21 protein-coding genes are annotated in these 18,055 nt (G+C 71.5%); 10 read left to right on the forward strand and 11 right to left on the reverse strand.

Annotation, left to right across the window (positions count from 1 at the left end):
* Positions 1-48: 48 nt before the first annotated feature.
* The 4 genes from ACFY2Q_RS03755 to ACFY2Q_RS03770 are packed head-to-tail and all read right to left on the reverse strand — an operon-like array spanning position 49 to position 3,488.
* On the reverse strand, positions 49-1,293 hold the full coding sequence (locus tag ACFY2Q_RS03755) for a metallophosphoesterase (RefSeq protein ID WP_387127245.1): 1,245 nt from the start codon (positions 1,291-1,293) through the stop codon (positions 49-51).
* Positions 1,294-1,305: 12 nt separating this feature from the next.
* The gene (locus tag ACFY2Q_RS03760; protein WP_387127247.1) at positions 1,306-1,560 is read right to left on the reverse strand and encodes a MoaD/ThiS family protein; all 255 of its coding nucleotides are present in this window, start codon (positions 1,558-1,560) and stop codon (positions 1,306-1,308) included.
* Positions 1,561-1,563: 3 nt separating this feature from the next.
* A complete protein-coding gene (gene moaA / locus ACFY2Q_RS03765; RefSeq protein ID WP_387127249.1) occupies positions 1,564-2,577 on the reverse strand; it encodes a GTP 3',8-cyclase MoaA in 1,014 nt (337 codons plus the stop codon).
* On the reverse strand, positions 2,574-3,488 hold the full coding sequence (locus tag ACFY2Q_RS03770; protein WP_387127593.1) for a fructosamine kinase family protein: 915 nt from the start codon (positions 3,486-3,488) through the stop codon (positions 2,574-2,576). Before ACFY2Q_RS03770 ends, moaA begins: the two co-directional genes overlap by 4 nt.
* Before the next feature lie 162 nt (positions 3,489-3,650).
* On the opposite strand from ACFY2Q_RS03770, the gene ACFY2Q_RS03775 reads away from it, so the two are divergent.
* From ACFY2Q_RS03775 to ACFY2Q_RS03795, 5 genes are all read left to right on the forward strand, one after another.
* On the forward strand, positions 3,651-4,697 hold the full coding sequence (locus ACFY2Q_RS03775; RefSeq protein ID WP_387127251.1) for a DUF4192 domain-containing protein: 1,047 nt from the start codon (positions 3,651-3,653) through the stop codon (positions 4,695-4,697).
* 77 nt (positions 4,698-4,774) lie between these two features.
* Positions 4,775-5,704 carry an ATP-binding cassette domain-containing protein gene (locus tag ACFY2Q_RS03780; RefSeq protein ID WP_387127253.1) on the forward strand — a complete coding sequence of 310 codons (930 nt, stop codon included), beginning with the start codon at positions 4,775-4,777 and terminating at the stop codon, positions 5,702-5,704.
* Between the two features lie 36 nt (positions 5,705-5,740).
* Entirely contained in the window at positions 5,741-6,538 is a 798-nt protein-coding gene (locus ACFY2Q_RS03785) for an ABC transporter permease (protein WP_387127255.1), read from the forward strand.
* On the forward strand, positions 6,535-7,095 hold the full coding sequence (locus tag ACFY2Q_RS03790) for a TetR/AcrR family transcriptional regulator (RefSeq protein ID WP_387127257.1): 561 nt from the start codon (positions 6,535-6,537) through the stop codon (positions 7,093-7,095). Before ACFY2Q_RS03785 ends, ACFY2Q_RS03790 begins: the two co-directional genes overlap by 4 nt.
* Positions 7,096-7,222: 127 nt before the next feature.
* Positions 7,223-7,936, forward strand: coding sequence for a GAP family protein (locus tag ACFY2Q_RS03795; RefSeq protein ID WP_387127259.1), 714 nt, complete (start codon positions 7,223-7,225; stop codon positions 7,934-7,936).
* On the opposite strand, the gene fdhD is transcribed toward ACFY2Q_RS03795, so the two are convergent.
* Entirely contained in the window at positions 7,926-8,780 is an 855-nt protein-coding gene (gene fdhD, locus ACFY2Q_RS03800) for a formate dehydrogenase accessory sulfurtransferase FdhD (RefSeq protein ID WP_387127261.1), read from the reverse strand. The two genes, ACFY2Q_RS03795 and fdhD, sit on opposite strands and share 11 nt — an antisense overlap.
* Here fdhD and ACFY2Q_RS03805 point away from each other — a divergent pair.
* The 3 genes from ACFY2Q_RS03805 to ACFY2Q_RS03815 are packed head-to-tail and all read left to right on the forward strand — an operon-like array spanning position 8,743 to position 10,940.
* Positions 8,743-9,534, forward strand: a complete 792-nt coding sequence (locus tag ACFY2Q_RS03805) for a molybdenum cofactor guanylyltransferase (protein ID WP_387127595.1) — start codon at positions 8,743-8,745, stop codon at positions 9,532-9,534. The genes fdhD and ACFY2Q_RS03805 overlap by 38 nt on opposite strands.
* Entirely contained in the window at positions 9,531-9,788 is a 258-nt protein-coding gene (locus ACFY2Q_RS03810) for a DUF6457 domain-containing protein (protein WP_387127263.1), read from the forward strand. Before ACFY2Q_RS03805 ends, ACFY2Q_RS03810 begins: the two co-directional genes overlap by 4 nt.
* Before the next feature lie 51 nt (positions 9,789-9,839).
* A complete protein-coding gene (locus ACFY2Q_RS03815) occupies positions 9,840-10,940 on the forward strand; it encodes a hypothetical protein (RefSeq protein WP_387127265.1) in 1,101 nt (366 codons plus the stop codon).
* Here the strand turns inward: ACFY2Q_RS03815 and ACFY2Q_RS03820 are convergent.
* A complete protein-coding gene (locus ACFY2Q_RS03820; RefSeq protein WP_387127267.1) occupies positions 10,937-11,893 on the reverse strand; it encodes a zinc-binding dehydrogenase in 957 nt (318 codons plus the stop codon). The genes ACFY2Q_RS03815 and ACFY2Q_RS03820 overlap by 4 nt on opposite strands.
* A gap of 80 nt (positions 11,894-11,973) precedes the next feature.
* Entirely contained in the window at positions 11,974-12,432 is a 459-nt protein-coding gene (locus ACFY2Q_RS03825; protein ID WP_387127269.1) for an Lrp/AsnC family transcriptional regulator, read from the reverse strand.
* Positions 12,433-12,491: 59 nt separating this feature from the next.
* On the opposite strand from ACFY2Q_RS03825, the gene ddaH reads away from it, so the two are divergent.
* Entirely contained in the window at positions 12,492-13,325 is an 834-nt protein-coding gene (ddaH, locus tag ACFY2Q_RS03830) for a dimethylargininase (RefSeq protein ID WP_387127271.1), read from the forward strand.
* Between the two features lie 75 nt (positions 13,326-13,400).
* Here the strand turns inward: ddaH and ACFY2Q_RS03835 are convergent, their stop codons facing one another.
* Both ACFY2Q_RS03835 and ACFY2Q_RS03840 read right to left on the reverse strand, forming a co-directional pair.
* Complete coding sequence (locus tag ACFY2Q_RS03835) at positions 13,401-14,588, reverse strand: ABC transporter substrate-binding protein (RefSeq protein WP_387127273.1); 1,188 nt, start codon at positions 14,586-14,588, stop codon at positions 13,401-13,403.
* A gap of 81 nt (positions 14,589-14,669) precedes the next feature.
* Positions 14,670-15,467, reverse strand: coding sequence for an alpha/beta hydrolase family protein (locus tag ACFY2Q_RS03840; RefSeq protein WP_387127275.1), 798 nt, complete (start codon positions 15,465-15,467; stop codon positions 14,670-14,672).
* Between the two features lie 84 nt (positions 15,468-15,551).
* Between ACFY2Q_RS03840 and ACFY2Q_RS03845 the strand changes: the two genes are divergently transcribed.
* Positions 15,552-16,154, forward strand: a complete 603-nt coding sequence (locus ACFY2Q_RS03845) for a bacterial proteasome activator family protein (RefSeq protein WP_387127277.1) — start codon at positions 15,552-15,554, stop codon at positions 16,152-16,154.
* Between the two features lie 23 nt (positions 16,155-16,177).
* On the opposite strand, the gene ACFY2Q_RS03850 is transcribed toward ACFY2Q_RS03845, so the two are convergent.
* Together ACFY2Q_RS03850 and ACFY2Q_RS03855 are read right to left on the reverse strand one after the other, a co-directional pair.
* On the reverse strand, positions 16,178-16,990 hold the full coding sequence (locus ACFY2Q_RS03850) for an HAD family hydrolase (RefSeq protein ID WP_387127279.1): 813 nt from the start codon (positions 16,988-16,990) through the stop codon (positions 16,178-16,180).
* Positions 16,990-17,811 (reverse strand): HAD family hydrolase, encoded by an 822-nt coding sequence (locus tag ACFY2Q_RS03855; RefSeq protein ID WP_387127281.1) that lies wholly within the window; start codon positions 17,809-17,811, stop codon positions 16,990-16,992. Before ACFY2Q_RS03855 ends, ACFY2Q_RS03850 begins: the two co-directional genes overlap by 1 nt.
* Between the last annotated feature and the right edge of the window lie 244 nt (positions 17,812-18,055).

Below are 18,055 nucleotides of genomic sequence, written 5' to 3' on the forward strand. Positions count from 1 at the left end.
ACGCCCGCCGCGCCGGCCGCCTGCCGCCACGCGCGGACGTGACGTCCGCTATGCCGAGCGCAACTCCACAAGAGTGATCTGCGGCTTGGCGCCCACCCGCACCGGCGGACCCCAGAAACCGGCGCCGTTTGTCACGTAGACCTTTGTGCCGTCGACCTCGCCGAGGCCGCTGACCACCGGCTGTTCGAGTCGGACGGCCAGGTTGAACGGCACCATCTGCCCGCCGTGGGTGTGCCCGGAGAGTTGCAGGTCGACGCCGTACGTTGCCGCCTCCACCGCCGCCAACGGCTGGTGTGCGAGCAGGATCACCGGCCGGCTCGTGTCACGGTCACCGAGGGCGGCGGCGAAGTCCGGGCCGGCGGCGAGGCCGGTGCCCGTGCCGGACAGGTCGTTCACACCGGCCAGGTCGAGCACGCCACCCCGCGCCTGGATCTCCTGCCGCTTGTTCTGCAGCACCCGCAGGCCGAGCCGGTCCACCTCCTGGACCCACTCCTCCACCCCCGAGTAGTACTCGTGGTTGCCGGTGACGAAGAAGCTGCCGTACCGCGATCGGAGGTCACGCAGTGGTGCGGCGGCCGAGCCCAACTCGGCGACCGAGCCGTCCACCAGGTCACCGACGACCGCTACCAGGTCGGCGTCGAGTCGGTTGATCGCGGCGACGATCCGCTCGGTGTGCGCACGCCCGCGCAGCGGGCCGAGGTGAATGTCGGAGACGGTGGCGATGCGCAGACCGTCCATGCTGCGGGGGAGCTTGGCGAGCGGGATCTGCACCCGGTCCAGTTGTGGCGGGCCGAGGGCCGTGCGGATGCCGTACCCCGTGATGCCTGTGGCGGTGAGCCCGGCGAAGATGGCCGCCCCGCGGGCCAGCAGCAGCCGGCGGGCCGGGTCGTGGTCCGGTGCCCGCACGGCCGCGGCGGCCGGCGGATCGGTCGGCCCGGCGGCGCCGACGAGCGCGGGCTCGGGCGCCGCGGTGGCCGGCTCGGCGGCGGTCACCCGGCGGCGTAGCACCAGCCGGGTGACGAGCATCGGCACTTCCAGCACGACGAGGACGACCAGCAGATAGAACATCAGCGCGAGCCAGAGATAGCCCGGCCAGGCGATCCAGTAGAGGCCGGCCTGCGTCCCAGCCATGGTGACAGGCACGAGCAGCGCCAACACCACTGCGGCTATTCCGCCGGCCCGCCGCCAACGGCCCGGTGTGGTGGCGTCCCGAACGAGCCGTTTCCACAGGTAGAGGTGGATGAGGCCGGTGACCAGAGCCAGGACGGCCACGAAGCCGACTACGGCAAACATCTGTGCGCCTCCTCAGCCGCCCGCGAACGGGGGCAGGACATCGATCGTGGCCCCGCCTGGCAGGGGTGCCTTTCGATCATGACAGGTGACGCCGTCCACGAGGAAACTGGCGACCCTCAGAACGGCGGCCAGTTGATCGCCGTGCCGTTGCGCCAGATCGGCGGTGAGGTCGTCGAGTGACCGGCCGGCGGGCGTCATCTCCTCGGAACGCCCGGCGGCGGCACGCGCGCCGGCGAAGTAGCGGACGGTAAGCGGCTTGAGCGCCACCCCTCAACCCCCGATCGCGGACATCGGCCGGGTCGGCTGGAGGAATGTGGGGTCGTCGATGCCGTGCCCGGCACGCTTGCCCCACATCGCGGTGCGCCACCGCTGAGCCAACTCGTCGTCGGTCGCGCCGGAGCGCAGGGCCCCCCGGAGGTCGGACTCCTCGGTGGCGAACAGGCAAGCGCGGACCTGGCCGTCGGCGGTCAGCCTGGTGCGGTCACAGTCGCCGCAGAAGGGGCGGGTGACGCTTGCGATCACGCCGACCCGGGCCGGCCCGCCGTCGACCAACCACGTCTCCGCCGGGGCCGCGCCGCGCTCGGTCGGGTCGGGGCTGAGATCGAATCGGGTACGCAGAGAGGCGAGGATCTCCTCGGCGGTCACCATCGTGGCCCGGTCCCAGCCGTGCTGTGCGTCCAGTGGCATCTGCTCGATGATCCGCAGTTGGTAGCCGTGGTCGACGGCGAAGCGGAGGAGGGCCGGCGCCTCGTCCTCGTTGACACCGCGCATCAACACCGAATTGATCTTCACGGGGTTCAGCCCGGCGGCTGCCGCCCCGGCGAGCCCGGCAAGCACCGCGTCCAGGCGGGGCCGGCGGGTCAGCTGCGTGAAGCGGTCCGCGTCGAGGGTGTCCAGTGAGACGTTCACCCGGTCCAGACCGGCCTCGCCCAACGCCGGGGCCAGCCGGTCGAGGCCAATGCCATTTGTGGTGAGCGAGATGCGCGGGCGAGGGTCGAGGGCGGCGATCGCGGCCACGATGTCGACCAGCCCGGCCCGGATCAGCGGCTCACCACCTGTGAACCGCACCTCGGTCACGCCGAGCCGCTCGACGGCGACCTGGACCAGCCGGACGACCTCGTCGTCGGTGAGCAACTCCGGACCCGCCAACCAGGGCAGCCCTTCGGCAGGCATGCAGTAGGTGCACCGCAGGTTGCACTTGTCGGTGAGCGACACGCGTAGGTCTCGCGCGACGCGGGCGTACCGGTCGACGAGGACGCCGTCGGTCGGCGGGGCGACGCTCACCTGTCGACCGTAGCGCGCTCGACCCCGCCCAGGGCGACGCGGGCGACCTGGACAACCGCGTCACGGTAACCGCCGCCGAACATCGCGGTGTGCACGAGCAGCAGATGCAGTTGATGCAGCGGCACCCGTTCACGCCAGCCGTCGGGCAGCGGCCAGGCCTCCCGGTAGGCGGCAAGCACCCGGGCCAGATGCGGGACACCGCCGAAGAGCGCCAACTGGGCGAGATCCGTCTCGCGGTGCCCGCCGTGCGCCGCCGGGTCGATCAACCAGACCCGTTCGTCGGCCCCCCACAGCGCGTTGCCCGGCCACAGGTCACCGTGGATGCGGGCGGCCGGCTCGTCCCCGCCGAACTCGCCGAGCCGGCCGATCACCTGCTCGACCAACGCGGCGTCAGCGCCCGTCAACGCGCCGCTGTCGACCGATCGTCGCAGGTAGGGGGCGAGCCGACGCTCGGCGAACCACGTCGACCACCCCCGGTCGTCGAGGGTGTTGTCCTGTGGGAGGGCCCCGATGAAGCCGGGCCAGGTCGCACCGAAGGCCGGCGCACCGGCCCGGTGCAGGTCGGCCAGGTCCCGACCGAACCGCTCGGCCGCCGAAGGCGTCGGCTCGCCGGGCTCCACCCAGTCGAGCGCCAGAAGCTCGGGCAGGGCCACGATCACCTCGGGTACGCCGACCGCCCCGGCCTCCCGCAGCCACCGCAACCCGGCGGCCTCGGCTGCGAAGAAGCCCTCCGGCACCGGCCGGCCGGCCCCCTCGGGCCAGGACTTCGTGAAGACGGAGTGGCCGTCGTCCAGGGTGAGCCGGGCGGCGGCGCAGATGTTCCCACCAGCGACAGGCGTCTCCCGGATCCGCTGGTGGGTCAGGAACGTCGGCAGGTGTGCCGGGTGCTCGCGCAGGTACGCCAGGTCCATCAGCGCACGGTAGCCGTTGCCCATGACACGTGGTGCCACCTGAACACATCGAGCAATGCGCACTCTGCGATAAGCAGGCGAAATACGCTCAGTAACTGTGGATAAGTCGCGTGTCATCCACAGGGGCGGCGCAGCCGGATGAGCGGCCCGCAGGCTGCCCCCATGACCTCGACCGAACGCCCGCAGCTCGCCGTCCGCTCGCCCGCCGACCTGCTCGCCGCCGTGCCGTACCTGCTGGGCTTCCATCCCGCCGACAGCGTGGTCGCGGTGGCGCTGTGCGGGCGACAGATCATCTTCGCCGCCCGCGCCGACCTGCCCGAGCCCGGCACGGATCCGGTCGATCGGGCCCGGCACCTGGCCGGGGTGATCCTCCGGCAGGGCGCGGAGGCCGCCACCGTCGTGGGTTACGGGCCGCCCGACCGGGTGACCCCGAGCGTGGACGCCGTACGCGCCGCGCTTACCGGTGCCGGGCTGGAGGTGCTCGACGCGCTGCGGGTGACCGACGGCCGCTGGTGGTCCTACCTCTGCACCGAGGCCGACTGCTGCCCACCGGAGGGTCGGCGCTACGACCCGGCGGCCAACCAGGTCACCGCGTCGGCTGTCTTCGCCGGTCAGGTGGCTCTCCCCGACCGGGCCGCCCTCGTGGCGCAGGTGTCACCGGTGGACGGCCCCGCCCGGGACGCGCTGCGCGCGGCTACCGTCCGGGCCGAGCAGCGGCTGGTGGACCTGATCGAGCACGCGCCCGCCAGCGACCTGCTCGGCGGCCGGGCGGTGCGCTCCGCCGGGGTGGCGGCGGTCCGCGAGGCGCAGCGCCGGCAGCGGCGCGGTGAGCGACTCGACGACGACGAGGTGGCGTGGCTGTGTCTGCTGCTGACCCACCTGCCGGTCCGCGACCACGCCTGGGAGCGCACCGATGGCCGTGACCGGGACATCGCCCTCTGGACCGACGTGCTGCGCCGGGCCGAGCCGGAGTTGACCGCAGCGCCGGGTGCGTTGCTGGCGTTCGCCGCGTGGCGAGCCGGGCAGGGTGCGCTTGCGGCGGTGGCGCTGGAGCGCACGCTCGGCCTGAACCCGGACTACTCGCTCGCCCTGCTCCTGGACGACCTGCTGCGGCGCGGCGTGCCCCCGTCCGAGCTGGACGGCTGGCCGTCGGTCGGCATGCCCGGGGTGGTCCGCCCGCGCAAGAGGCGCCGACGTGGCAGGGACTGACCGGCGTCGCGCAGCCCTTGTGTCTGCCGCATCACTCCGGTTGGGCACCCTACCTACCGATAGGTAGGGTGACCGCCATGGCCACCAACCCCGCAATCGTCGTCAGCGACCTGACGAAGTCCTACGGAGCCCGAAACGCACTGAACCAGCTCTCGCTGACTGTCGAACGGGGCAGCCGCACGGTGGTCCTCGGGCACAACGGGGCGGGAAAATCCACCCTCCTGGAGATCATCGCCACGCTGCGCACCCCGACCTCCGGCACCGTGACTGTCGACGGCCACGACACGGTCACCCAGGCTCGCGAAGCCCGACGGCTGATCGGTCTGACGCCGCAGGCCAACGCACTGGACCCGCTCGCCACCCCGACCGAGGTGCTCAACTTCCAGGGCGTCGCGCTCGGACTCGGCCGACCGGTCGCCGCACGCCGCACCCGGGAACTTCTCGAACTCTTCGGTCTGGGGGAGCAGCACAAGACACGGATCTCGAAGCTGTCCGGCGGAACGCGTCGTAAGGTCGACCTCGCCGTGGCCCTGGTCTCCGAACCCCCGGTCGTGATCCTCGACGAGCCGACCACCGGTCTCGACCCGCTCAGCCGCATGGAGTTCTGGAATGAGCTGAGACGACTCAACCAGAACGACCGGACCTTCCTGATCTCCACTCAGGATCTCCACGAGGCGGATGTCCTCGCCACCGACATCGTGGTGCTCCGCGACGGCGCGGTCACCGCACAGGGCTCCCCCGAGTCGCTGAAACGGTGGGTCGGTGAACGCACCCTGACCCTCGGGCTGGCGGACGAGCCCACCGCACAGGTGTTCCTGTCCTCCGCGCGTGCCCAGTTCCGCGCCGAGCCCGAGGAGCCACGGACGGTGCGCCTCGCACTCTCCAACGACGCGGAGGCGCTGAAGACCGCGCTTGACGACATCGGTCGGGCCGCCGACGGGATCGAGGAGATCCGCCTGACCGAACCCTCGCTCGACGACGTCTTCGTCGCTCTCGCCGCCCGCTGACGCGGGCCCAACCAACTCCCGCTAAGGACGCCACACGTGACGCTTCTCGACGTCCCTCTCGCCCCCTCGCGTGGGGCCGTGCTCGCGGTCACCGTCGCCGCGACCAGGCGCTCCACCCGGGCGGTCCTGCGCTCTCCGGCCCTCCTGGTCGCCCCGGTCGCGCAGTCGCTCTTCTTCCTGCTCATCTACTCGGGGCAGCTCAGCACCGTCGGCAGCGGCTATCTCGCGGGCGGCAGCTTCATCTCGTTCCTGCTGCCGCTGATTCTGCTCACCGGTGTGGCCACCGGCGCTGGCACGGCGGGAACGCTCGTCCTCCGGGACATCACCAGCGGCTACCTCGATCGACTCCGGCTGGCACACGGCACGAGCACCCCGTTCCTCGTCGGGGCCGTCGTCGCGGCGCTCGTCGCCGTCACCATCGGGATGCTCACCACGATCGCCGGGGCGGTGCTCATCGGTTACCGGCCGGAGAGCTGGGCGGGGGTGACCGCCATGATTGTCCTGATGCTCACGCTCGGCCTGGGCATCGCGCTGCTCAGCATCGCCGTCGCGATCAGGTCGGCTTCGGCGGCGAGCACCAACCTCGTGACACTCGCCGTGTTCGGGCTGTCGTTCTTCACAGGCGTGTTCGCTCCGGTGGACGAACTCGCCGGCTGGATGCGCGTGATCGCGACCGTCAACCCGCTCAGCTACGTCGTGGACACGGCTCGCCAGCTCGAAAGCGGTGCCGTGCTCTCCGCGGCGCCAGTGGCTCTCGTCGCCCTGGCTACGCTTGTGCTCGTTGGAGTCGCCGCCTGCGTTGTGGCCCTGAACCACGCTCGGAGGAGTCGATGACCGCCATGGCAGACACCCGCTCACAGATCGTGGACGCCTTCAGCGAGCAGTTGGCAGTCGTGGGCTACCAGGGGGTGTCGCTCGTCGGCGTCGCACGGGCGGTAGGCATCCAGAAGCCGTCCATCTACCACCACTTCCCCGGTGGCAAGGAAGAGCTCTACTCGGCCGTGGCGCTGAGATTCGTGGAGCAACTCCGTGCCCGCATCGCGGCGGCGCTGGCGACCGAAGGGCCGTTGGAAGAGCGGCTGCGGGCGCTCGCAGTCGTCTCGGCGGAGCACCCGACCCGGGCCATCTCCTTCGAGCAGCGTGTCTACGACGCGCTGGACCTCGTCTCCGAGGAGACGAGAACCGACGTGTCCGAACGGTACGTGAGCGGCGTCCTCAATCCGGTCGTCGGGCTCTTCCGCGAAGCGGTCGAGGCAGGAGACGTCAGCGGCGATCCCTGGCTGCTCATGAACGCGTTCCTCCATCTCGCCCGCGCGATCGACCTCATGAACGAACCCGAGGGCAGCACCCAACTTGTCGCGCTCTTCCTCGACGGCGCTCGACCACGCTAGGAGGCGGCTCGGTGCGCGCCGGTGTGGTCCGTCGAAGGATGTAGCGGACGTTCGTTCCACGGGGCGAGTCATCCGGGGTGAGGCCGCCGCAGAATCAGCAGATGCCCCCACCACGTGAACGCCGCACATGAGCGCCGGCCTGCTGCTGTCGCTCGCCGGCCTGGCACTTGTCGACAGCACAAGCATCGGCACCCTCTTCATCCCGGTCTGGTTGCTGCTCGCGCCCGGGACTGTCAACGCCCGGCGGATCCTCGTCTACCTCGGCACGATCGTCGTCTTCTACTTCGGGGTCGGGCTGCTGCTCGCCGTGGGCGGGAGCCAGTTGGCCGACGTGCTCGGCGGGGCGTTGGACAACCGGCCGGTGCTCTGGGCGCAGCTCGCTCTCGGGGTCGGGCTGTTCGCGTTGAGCTTCCGCTACGACGGCAAACGACGTCCGCGTGGGGGCGGCGTGCTGCGGTGGCGGGACCGGGCGACCTCCGGCGACTCCTCGACGCGCTGGCTGGTGGGGCTGGCGCTGCTCGCCGCGCTCGCGGAGGTGGCGACGATGCTGCCGTACCTCGGCGCGGTCGGCCTGCTGACCACCTCCGGGCTCGGGGCGGCGCAGATCGTCGGGCTGCTCGCCGGCTACTGCCTGGTCATGGTGGTGCCGGCGGCGCTGCTGCTGGGGGCGCGGCTGGCGTGGCCGAGGCTTGTCGAGCCGGTGCTGGGCCGGCTCAACGCCTGGATCGCGCGGCACTCCGGCGGCATGCTCGGCTGGATCCTCGGCATCGCCGGGTTCCTGCTGGCCCGCGATGCCGTGCTCCGGTTGGGGCTGTTGGACGAGCTGGTGATCAGACTGTGACCCGCTCGGGGCGGGCGTAGACGTTCATCGTGTTGCCACGCAGGAAGCCGACGAGCGTCATGCCCGCCTCCTCGGCCAGCTCGGCGGCAAGGGTGCTCGGCGCGGACACCGCGGCCAGCAGCGGCAGACCGGCCATCCACGCCTTCTGGGTCAGTTCGAAGCTGGCCCGACCGGAGACCAGCAGCAGGTGCCCGGTAAGCGGCAGCCGGCGTTCCCGCACCGCCCAACCAATCACCTTGTCGACCGCGTTGTGTCGACCCACGTCCTCGCGGAGCACCACAAGGTCTCCGGCCGCTGTGAACAGCCCCGCCGCGTGCAGCCCGCCGGTCCGGTCGAAGCCACGCTGGGCCGCGCGGAGCCGGTCGGGCAACTCGGTGAGGAGTGCGGCCGGCACGGTGAGCGGGTCCGCCGACACGTCGAACAGCGACCGGGTCCGGATCGCGTCGATGCTGGCCTTGCCGCAGACCCCGCATGAACTGGTCGTGTAGAAGTTCCGGGACGGATCGGTGGTCGGTTCCGGCACGCCGGGGGCGAGCACCACGTCCACCACGTTGTACGTGTTCGGCGTCTCCGCGCCCGCGCAGAGCTGGGCGGTCAGCACGTCGTCGGTCGACCGGATCAGCCCCTCGGTCAGCAGGAACCCGATGGCCAGATCCAGGTCGTCGCCGGGGGTGCGCATCGTGACGGCGAGAGGCCTTCGCCGCCCGGGACCGGCCGCGCCCACCCGGATCTCCAGCGGCTCCTCCACCGCCAGGTTGTCCGGCCGGCGAACGGCACCGCGCCCGTCGGCCGCCGCGCCCAGGTCGATCCGGAGTACGCCCCGTCGGTCAGTCGCCCGTCCCATCCTGTCATCCTGCACCCCACGCCGGTACGCCCGCACAGCTGCCCGGGATCGGCCACGGCAGTTACTGCCGGTGGGGCACCGACCCGGCTACCGTGACCGGATGGGGACGTACGCCGCGGTGGTGCTCGCCGGTGGGGCTGCCCGACGGATGGGCGGGGTCGACAAGACCGCGCTCGCGGTCGGTGGCCGCTCGATGCGGGACCGGGTGTTGGCGGCCGTCACCGATGCCGCGCCGCGCATGCTTGTCGGTCCGGCCGATGTGGTCCCGGCCGGGGTGCTCGTCACCCGGGAGGATCCGCCCGGCGGTGGCCCGGTCGCCGCGACGGCTGCCGGGTTGGCGTTGCTCGACCCGGACACGGCAGTGGTCGCGTTGCTCGCCGCCGACCTGCCGCTGCTCACCCGCGCCGCGGTCGGTGAGCTGCTGACCCATCTCGGCACGGCACGTTCCGGCGGGGCGGCCGCACCGGTAGCCGAAGGTGTGCGTGGCGGCCCGGGGCAGATCGACGGGGTGTGCTTCGTCGACACGGACGGGCGACGGCAGTCGCTCTGCGGGGTGTGGCGGGTCGCCGCGCTCCGGTCCGGGCTGGCCCGTCTGTCGGCCGAGCGGGGCGGTGACCTGGCCGGGGCTCCGGTCCGGGCGCTGTTGGCTGGTCTGGTGGTCCGCGAGGTGCCCTGGGCGGGCAGCGGCCCGCCACCCTGGTTCGATTGCGACACTGACGACGATGTCCGCCAGGCGAAGGAGTGGGTGCGATGACGACACTTGACGACTGGGTCACGGCGGCGTGCGCCGAGGTGGGTCTCGACGGGGCTCAGGTGCCGGTGCCGGCCGTGCTGGACCTGGCCCGGGACGTCGCCCACCAGGTGCTGCGTCCGGGCGCGCCGGTCACGACGTACCTGCTGGGGCTGGCGGTGGGGCAGGGCGCCGACCCGGCGGACGCCGCGGCCCGGCTCAGTGCCCTCGCCGCCAACTGGCCGGTCGCGCCGGTGTCCGATCCCGGTCCGGCCTGAGTCGTCGCTCGGGCGGCGTGGGTAGGGTGATCGTGACGGACGGAGGCGATCATGACGGCTGACCACCCCTCGGCGCCGGAGGGTGAGCGGCCCGGCGGCACATCCGGGCCGGCGGAGTCGATCCTGCTCGACGGACCCAGCACCACCGACCTGCGGGCCAAGGTGACCGAGGCGTGGCGGGAGTTCGCCCGAATGCTCGCCGTGCGACTGCGGGAACTGCCCGCCGGCGCGCACCTCGAGCTGACTCTGGACCCCACCGCCTCCGGTACGGGGGACGCTGTCTATTCGATAAGCGTCGACGTGACCGACGACGGTGGGCTCTCCGCGCGTGCGGTCGGCAACGCCGCCCTGCCGCAGGGCTTCCGGTTGGATCGGGCGGCGGTGGCGGACATGGTGGCCCTGGGTTGGTCCCCACCCGGGGTGGTGCCCGGGTCCGGTGGCTCGTTCGGGCTGAACGGTACGACGGCGGAGGCGGCCCGAGTCGCGCCGCTGCTGTCCCGGACGCTTCGCGACGTCTACGGTGCCCCGCACCCGGCCTTCCTCGTCTATCTCGTGCACGACGAGCAGGGCGAGCCGTTGACAGTGGAGCCGCTGGGCACCGCGCGCAGCGAGTTCGGCCCGGACGCCGACGTCGAGGGTGACCTGGAGGAGGCTCTTGCCGAGGCGGCCGCCACGGGGCGGGACGACATGCTCGACCTGGCGGAGCGCGTACGCACAGTGGTGTCCACGATGTTGAAGTCCGAGCCCGACCGGTTGCAGATCGACTCGGACGGCGACATCAACATCCGCGCTGGTTCGGCGATGGTCTTCGTGCGGGTGCGCGACAATCCGCCCCTGGTGGATGTCTTCTCCCCGGTGCTCACCGAGGTCGAGCCCACCGAGCGGCTCTACGTCAAGCTGTCCGAGCTGACCAACCGGATGCCGATCGGTCGCCTCTACTGCGCCGACGACACGGTCTGGGCGTCCATCCCGGTGTTCGGCCGCAACTTCCAGGCCACCCACCTGATGCTCGCGGTGCAGGTGATGACAGGTCTCGCCGACGAGTTGGACGACCGGTTGCACGGCGAGTTCGGCGGCAAGCGGTTCTTCAGCGAGGGTGACAAGCCGGTGCGACGCGAGGACGCCGAGCACCGCACCGGCATGTATCTCTAGGCCACGTCGAGCAGGGTTTTGCCGACCGTCGCGCGCGCCTCGATGGCGGCGTGCGCGTCGGCGGCGCGCTCCAGCGGGAAGCGCTGGCCGATCAGTGGCCGTAACTGACCGGCCGCCGCGGCGGCCAGCGCCTGGTCGGTGTACGCCCGCATCCGCGCGGGCGGCGCGTCCGAGCGGACAAGCGTGATCTGGCGGGCCGCGGCGTCCTCCGTCGACACGGGGGACCACTCGCCGCTGGCCAGCCCGAAGCTGACCATGCGGCCACCAGTGGACAGCAGCTCGAAGGCTGTCCGGGCGATCGCCCCGCCGACACCGTCGAACACCACGTCGAGGCCGCCCATCGCTTCCCGGATCTGGTCGGCCCAGCCCGGCTGGCGGTAGTCGACTGCCAGTTCGGCACCGAGGCTGGGCAGCAGGTCCACCTTGCGTGCGCCGCCGGCCACACCGATCACCCGTGCGCCGGCGCTCGCCGCGAGCTGCACGAGCAGGCTCCCCACGCCGCCCGCCGCCGCCTCCACAAGCACCCGGTCACCGGGTCGGACGCCGACCGCCTCGACAAGTAACGTCGCGGTGCGTCCGTCGGCCAGCAGCGCCACCGCCGCGTCAAGCGCCAGCCCGGAGGGCACCTGGAAGGGTGCGGACGCGTCCACGACCGCGCGTTCGGCGTACCCGCCGGAGCCGCCGGTGGCGCTGACCACCCGCCGGCCGACAAGTGCCGTGTCGACGTCCGGCCCGACGGCGGCGATCAGCCTGCCGACGCCGTTGCCGGGGATCAGTGGTGGGGTGACCTGGAACGGCCCGGGTCGACCGGAGCGTAGTTGCGTCTCGATGAAGGTGATGTTGACGTGCGCGACGTCGATCAGGACCTGACCGGGGCCGGGTGTCGGGTCGGGTGCCGGGCCGGGCACCAGCACCTCGGGTCCACCGAACTCCCGTAGCCAGATTGCCCGCATGCGGTCCTCCTCGGTCACGGCGGGCGTCGTGCCCGCACGTCACGGCCAGTCCACTGCCTCAACCGGGGTTGAGGTCAAGGTCAGCGGGTGGACGGGCCGACGCCGGGGGACTCGGCCAGTCGGGACAGCACGATTGTGCTGCGGGTGGACGTCACGAAGGACTCGGCGCGGAGCCGCTCCAGCGCCGCCTCCAGGTGGGCGATGTCGGCGGCGCGCAGGTGCACAAGCGCGTCCGCCTCGCCGGAGACGGTGTACGCGCCGACCACCTCCGGGTGTCGGCGGGCGGCCACGCCGATCTGCGCCGGGGTGGTCCGGCCGGCGCAGAACAGCTCGACGAACGCCTCGGTGGTCCACCCGACGGCCGCCGGATCCACGACGGCGGTGAATCCCTTGATCACGCCCGTGGCGCGCAGTCGGTCCACCCGGCGCTTGACCGCCGGGGCGGAGAGTGACACCCGGGTGCCGATGTCGGCGTACGACGCACGGGCGTCGGCGACGAGCAACGCAATGATCCGCTGGTCTACCGCGTCGATCTGCAACGTTCCGCCTCTGGGAAGCAATGGTTGTGGCTGTTACCAAAGTTCAACCGTACCTACTCTTGGTGACCGTGAACCAGCAGCGAGTCTCGCGAAAGCGGACATATCTCATGTGCTCGCCCGAGCACTTCGCGGTCGAGTACGCGATCAATCCGTGGATGGACGTGACCACCCCTGTCGACCGGGACCTGGCCGTCACGCAGTGGGACCGCCTGCGCGAGACGCTTGTCGGCCTCGGTCACGACGTGCACGTGCTCACGGCCGAGCCGGGCCTGCCCGACATGGTCTATGCCGCCAATGGCGCCTTCATGGTGGACGGCAGCGTGTACGGCGCACGGTTCAAGCACGAGCAGCGGGCCGCGGAGGCTGCCGCTCACCACGCCTTCTACGAGTCGCAGGGCTGCCGGTTCATCGCGCCGAACGAGACCAACGAGGGCGAGGGTGACTTCGCGTACGTGCCGGAGGCGCATGGCGGGCTCGTCCTGGCCGGGCACGGCTTCCGGACCGAGATCCCGGCGCACGCGGAGGCGCAGGAGGCGCTGGGCCGTCCGGTGGTGTCGCTGCGGTTGATCGACCCCCGCTTCTATCACCTGGACGTGGCGCTCGCCGCGATCGACGACTCGAACATCGTCTACTTCCCGGGCGCGTTCTCCGCGGCCAGCCAGCGGGTGCTCACGCAACTCTTTCCGGACGCGGTGATCGCTGACGACTCGGACGCGATGGCCTTCGGGATCAACCTGGTGAGCGACGGCGCGAACGTGGTGCTCAACAGCGAGGCCACCCGGCTGGCCGGCAAGCTCAAGGCCGCCGGCTACCACCCGGTCCCGGTCGATCTGGCCGAGTTGAAGAAGGGCGGCGGCAGCGTGAAGTGCTGCATCGCCGAACTGCGGCACTGACCCGAACTCTGCCGCGTACGTCAGGGGCCGGCCTCCCGCCTGGGAGACCGGCCCCTGATCGTGCTCAGGTGGTGCTCAGCCCAGCGTGGCCAGCTCGTTGATCAGCACGTTCGACGTGGCCTGACCGTCGCGCTGCACCTCCCGCAGATACCACTTCTGCTGCGGGGTACGCGGCTGGTTGAACTGCCAGATGCCGCGCGGGCTGTCGATCTGGCCGATCCTGCCCAGTGCCAGGTTTACCTGCTGGGGCGTGGGCGACCCGCCGGTGAGCTGGATGGCCTGGTCGAGCACCTGCGCCGCGTCGTACGACGCCATGGCGTAGGTGGTCGGCGTGATCTGGTGCTTCTTGCGGTAGGCCGAGGCGAAGACCCGGTTCGACGTGCTGTTCAGGTCGGCCGAGTAGTTGAGCGCGGTCTGGATGCCCAGGGCGTCCTGGCCCAGGCTCTCCAGCACGGTGCCCTCGGTGAGGAAGCCTGGCGCGTAGACCGGCCCGGAGAACCTGTCGCGCAACTGCTTGATGAACTCCACGGCTGCCGCGCCCGCGAAGAAGCAGAAGACCGCCGTCGGCTTCTTGGCCAGCGCCTTCTCGATGTCCGCCACGTAGGTGGTCTTGCCGGGGCTGGAGGTCGGGTTGGTGTTTGTCACCGGGTCGGCGATCCGTGGGTCGGAGGCGCCGAATTCCTGCCGGAAGCCGCGCACCACGTCGGGGCTGCCCACGTTCTCCGGCACGATGATCGCCACCCGGCCGTTCGCCGGCAGTTGGTCGCGCAGGTAGCGGCCCAGCGCCCGGCCGGCCTCGTCCAGCACGTACGAGGTGCGCCAGATGTAGACGACGCTCTGCAGACTGCTCGGCGAGGCGTTCGACCCGATGAGCGGGACCCGAGCCTCCTCCACGGTGTCGCGGATGCCGACCATCACCGACGAGCTGACCACTCCGGTGAGCGCCAGCACGTTCTGCTTGAGCAGTTGGTCGACGGCTGCCTTGCCGCTCTTGGCGGTCTCACCCTCGTCGGCTGTCAGCAGCTCCACCGGATGCCCGCCCAGCTGCTGGCCGTGCAGGTCCAGGAAGAGTTGGAAGCCGTTGGTGATGTCGTCGCCGATGGACTTGACACCGCCACCCTTGGGTACGATCAGACCGATCTTGATCGGGCTGCGGTTGGTGGCCGGCTGGTCATCGGTGTCGGAGCCGCACGCAGCGGCGAATCCGGTCGTACCGAGCGCGGCCAACAGTTGGAGCGCCCGCCTGCGATTCATCTGCGACACCGAGTTCCTTCCCCGTGAGCGTTGCAGGGCAGAACACGCCCCTCCGGGCGTTCTACCTGCTCCGCGACGCTGCGTCAATGGCTAGTGATCTTCGTGCAGGGAACGCAATGCATCGAGGACCTTGGGCCATGCGGCCGACTCGGGGTCGATGAGCCCGAAATGCTCGCATCCAGGCAGTTCGACAAGGGAAATATCGGACCCTGCGGCACGTGCTGCCGCGACGAAGTCCCGGCTCATCGCCACCGGAACCTGCAGATCCACAGACCCGTGCATAACTACTGTCCGTGGTCGCATGGGTACCAGCAATCGAGGATCACTCGCCGCGTACCGGTCCGGAACCTCCGCCGGGCCGCCGCCCAGCAGCGCGGTCACCGCGCCCGCATCCAGGTCCCACCGGTACGCCTCGACCAGGTCGGCCACCGGGGCCAGGGCCAGCACCGCACCCACCGTCGACGGCGCGGTCGCCGCCACGTACAGGGCCAGGTGGCCACCTGCGGAGTGACCGATCAGGATCGGGGCGGCATCGCTCACCCGACCCGGCAGTGCCTCGGCGGCCAACGCCGGCAGCGCTGCGATCCCGGTCAGCGCGTCGGTAAAGGTGCCGGGCCAACCGCCGCCCGGCTGCCCGGTGCGCCGGTACTCCAGTTGCGCGACCGGGTACCCCCTGGCGGCGAGCGCGGCGGCGAGCGGCCCGGTGTGCCCTCTGTCGTACTCGGCCCGCCAGAAGCCGCCGTGCACCACGATGACCAGCGGCCGGGCCGGGCCGGTCCCGGCCGGCCGGCGCAGGTCGGCCACCTGGTCCGGGTGGTCGCCGTAGGCCACTGTCCGGTCCGGCTCGGGTGCGGGCCGGGTCAGCACGTCACGTGGGTCGCCAGGCATTCCGGCACGGTAGCGCGTCCCGGCCGGGTGGTTCGGCCCCGGGAGTCGGTCCCGAGCGGCATGGGTCGCGCCCACTGGGTAAAGATGGACCCCATGACCGAAGCGCGCTCCGCTGGACAGAACGACGATCCCGGTCCGGACGACTCCGGCCACTCCGGCACCGTGGTGGTGGTCGGCGCGGACGGGCGGCCGATCGGCACGGTGCAGACCGAGGAAGGCCAGGGCGAAGACCCGACCCGCCTTGTCGAGCAGCCGGCCAAGGTGATGCGGATCGGCAGCATGATCAAGCAGTTGCTGGAGGAGGTCCGGGCCGCGCCCCTGGACGACGCCAGCCGGCACCGGATGCGGGAGATCCACGAGCGCTCCATCGTCGAGCTCAAGGACGGCCTCGCCCCCGAGCTGCGCGACGAGTTGGAGCGGATCTCGCTGCCCTTCACTGAGGACAAGGCCCCGAGCGAGAGTGAGCTGCGCATCGCGCACGCCCAGCTCGTCGGCTGGCTGGAAGGGCTGTTCCACGGCATCCAGGCCGCCCTGGTCGCCCAGCAGATGGCCGCCCGCGTGCAGTTGGAGCAGATGCGCGGCGGCCGGCAGGCGCTGCCCAGCGGCCCCGGCCCGATGGTGCCCGGGATGCCGGGCATCGGCCAGCCGGGCGGCGGCGAGGGGCACAACACCGGTCAGTACCTCTGACCGACCGTCGGGCCCCGGGCCGCTCAGCCCACCCCGAAAACCTTCTCCAGGTACGCGGCCACGCCGTCCTCGGAGTTCGCCGCCGTGACCTCGTCGGCGACCGCCAGGACGGCGCGGTGCGCGTTGGCCACCGCCACGCCGCGGCCGGCCCAGGTCAACATGGGCACGTCGTTGGGCATGTCACCGAAGGCGACGACGTCCGCCGCCGCCACGCCGAGCCGGTCGCAGTACCAGTCGAGCCCGGCCGCCTTTGTCACCCCGGCCGCGGAGATCTCCACAAGCCCCGACGACGACGAGTGCGTCGCCTCGGCGAGCCCCGCCACCGCTGCGGCGATCAGCGCGGCGAACGCGTCCGGGTCCTGCTCACCGGCCCGGGCGAGCAGCTTCACCGCCGGCACGGAGAGCAACTCCTCCGGCGACTCGATCGGCCGGATGCCGTCGGGGTCGACGTCCCAGCGCAGCGGGTAGTGCGTCTCGTGACGCATCTCCCGGCTGTCCAGGATCTCCACGGCGAAGCTGATGCCGGGCACCTCGGCGCGCAGCCGCTCGGCCACCTCGGCCAGGTGCTGCGGGGCGAGCGGATCGGCTCGCAGCACCTCGTCGCGCACCGGGTCGTAGACCACGGCACCGTTGGCGCAGACCGCCGGCAGCGGCTCAGCCAGTTGCTCGTACACCATCTTGAGCCAGCGGACCGGACGGCCGGTGACAAGCACGACATGCGTGCCCTGCGCGACGAGTCGGGCCAGCACCCCTGCGGTGCGGGCGCTCACCGTGTGGTCGTCCCGGATCAATGTGCCGTCTATGTCGGTGGCGATCAGCCGAGGGGTCTCTCCCATCACCGGGACAGTAGTCGGTCCAGATAAACCGCCACCCCGTCGTCGTCGTTGCGCAGCGTCACCTCGTCGGCGATGGCGCGCACGGCGGGGTGGGCGTTGGCCACCGCCACCCGGGACCACCCGGCCCACTCGAACATCGGCAGGTCGTTGGGCATGTCTCCGAAGACAAGCACGTCACCCGGGTCGACACCGAGGGCCTGCGCCACAGCGGTCAGCCCGGTCGCCTTGTCCACGCCGGGCGGGGAGATCTCGATGAAGCCGAGCCCGGCCTGGGTGAGCGTGGCGACCTGCGGCGGGATGATCTGGCGGGCCACCGCGAGCAGTTCGTCGACGTGGTGGTCGGCGGTTCGCGCGAACGCCTTGATCACGTCGCAGGAGAGGCACTCGGCGCGGGTGCGCTCCTCGAACCGGTCCTGGTAGGGCCAACTCGCGTGGTAGTCGCCCCAGAGCGGGGCGTCGTGCTCGTCGGACGCCTCGACCATGACGGTAAGCGGACCGACCTCGGCCTCCAGGTCGGCGAGCAGTTGTGCAAGCACCTCGCCGGCCAGCCGCTCGTCGCGGAGCACCACCGGGCCGGTCGGGTCGCTCTGGTCGACGACCCGGCCGCCACCGGCCATCACCAGGAAGTCGGCGGCCCGGATGTCGTTGCGCGTCAACTCGGTCAACCGGGGGCCGCGTCCAGTCGCGCCGACCACCGGAATTCCGGCGGCCCGCACCCGGTCCAGCACCCCATGGGTGTACGCGGAGACGGTCTCGTCGCTGCGAACCAGCGTGCCGTCGAGGTCGGTCGCGATCAGCTTGGGCAGTCCCGGGCGGGTCATCGCTCCTCCTTCGCCCGCCGCCGTCGCAGCCTGCCGTGCGGCCCTGGTCGAGACCCGGCGTGACGGCGGGCAGCAACCGTACCTCGCCCAACGGGGCGCAACCATGGCTTCCACGCGAATCGGGCGCCAACGGGAGGCCTACCGCCGGGGTCGACGAGGGCGCAGGTCAGGCGGTGTGGGCGTGACCGCCGAGCCGTATCCTCCACGGCCCGGTCCGCGCAGGTCAGGAGGTGTGGGCGCGACT

Source organism: Micromonospora sp. NPDC000316 (assembly GCF_042898885.1).
In the GTDB taxonomy this organism is placed as follows: Bacteria; Actinomycetota; Actinomycetes; order Mycobacteriales; family Micromonosporaceae; genus Micromonospora.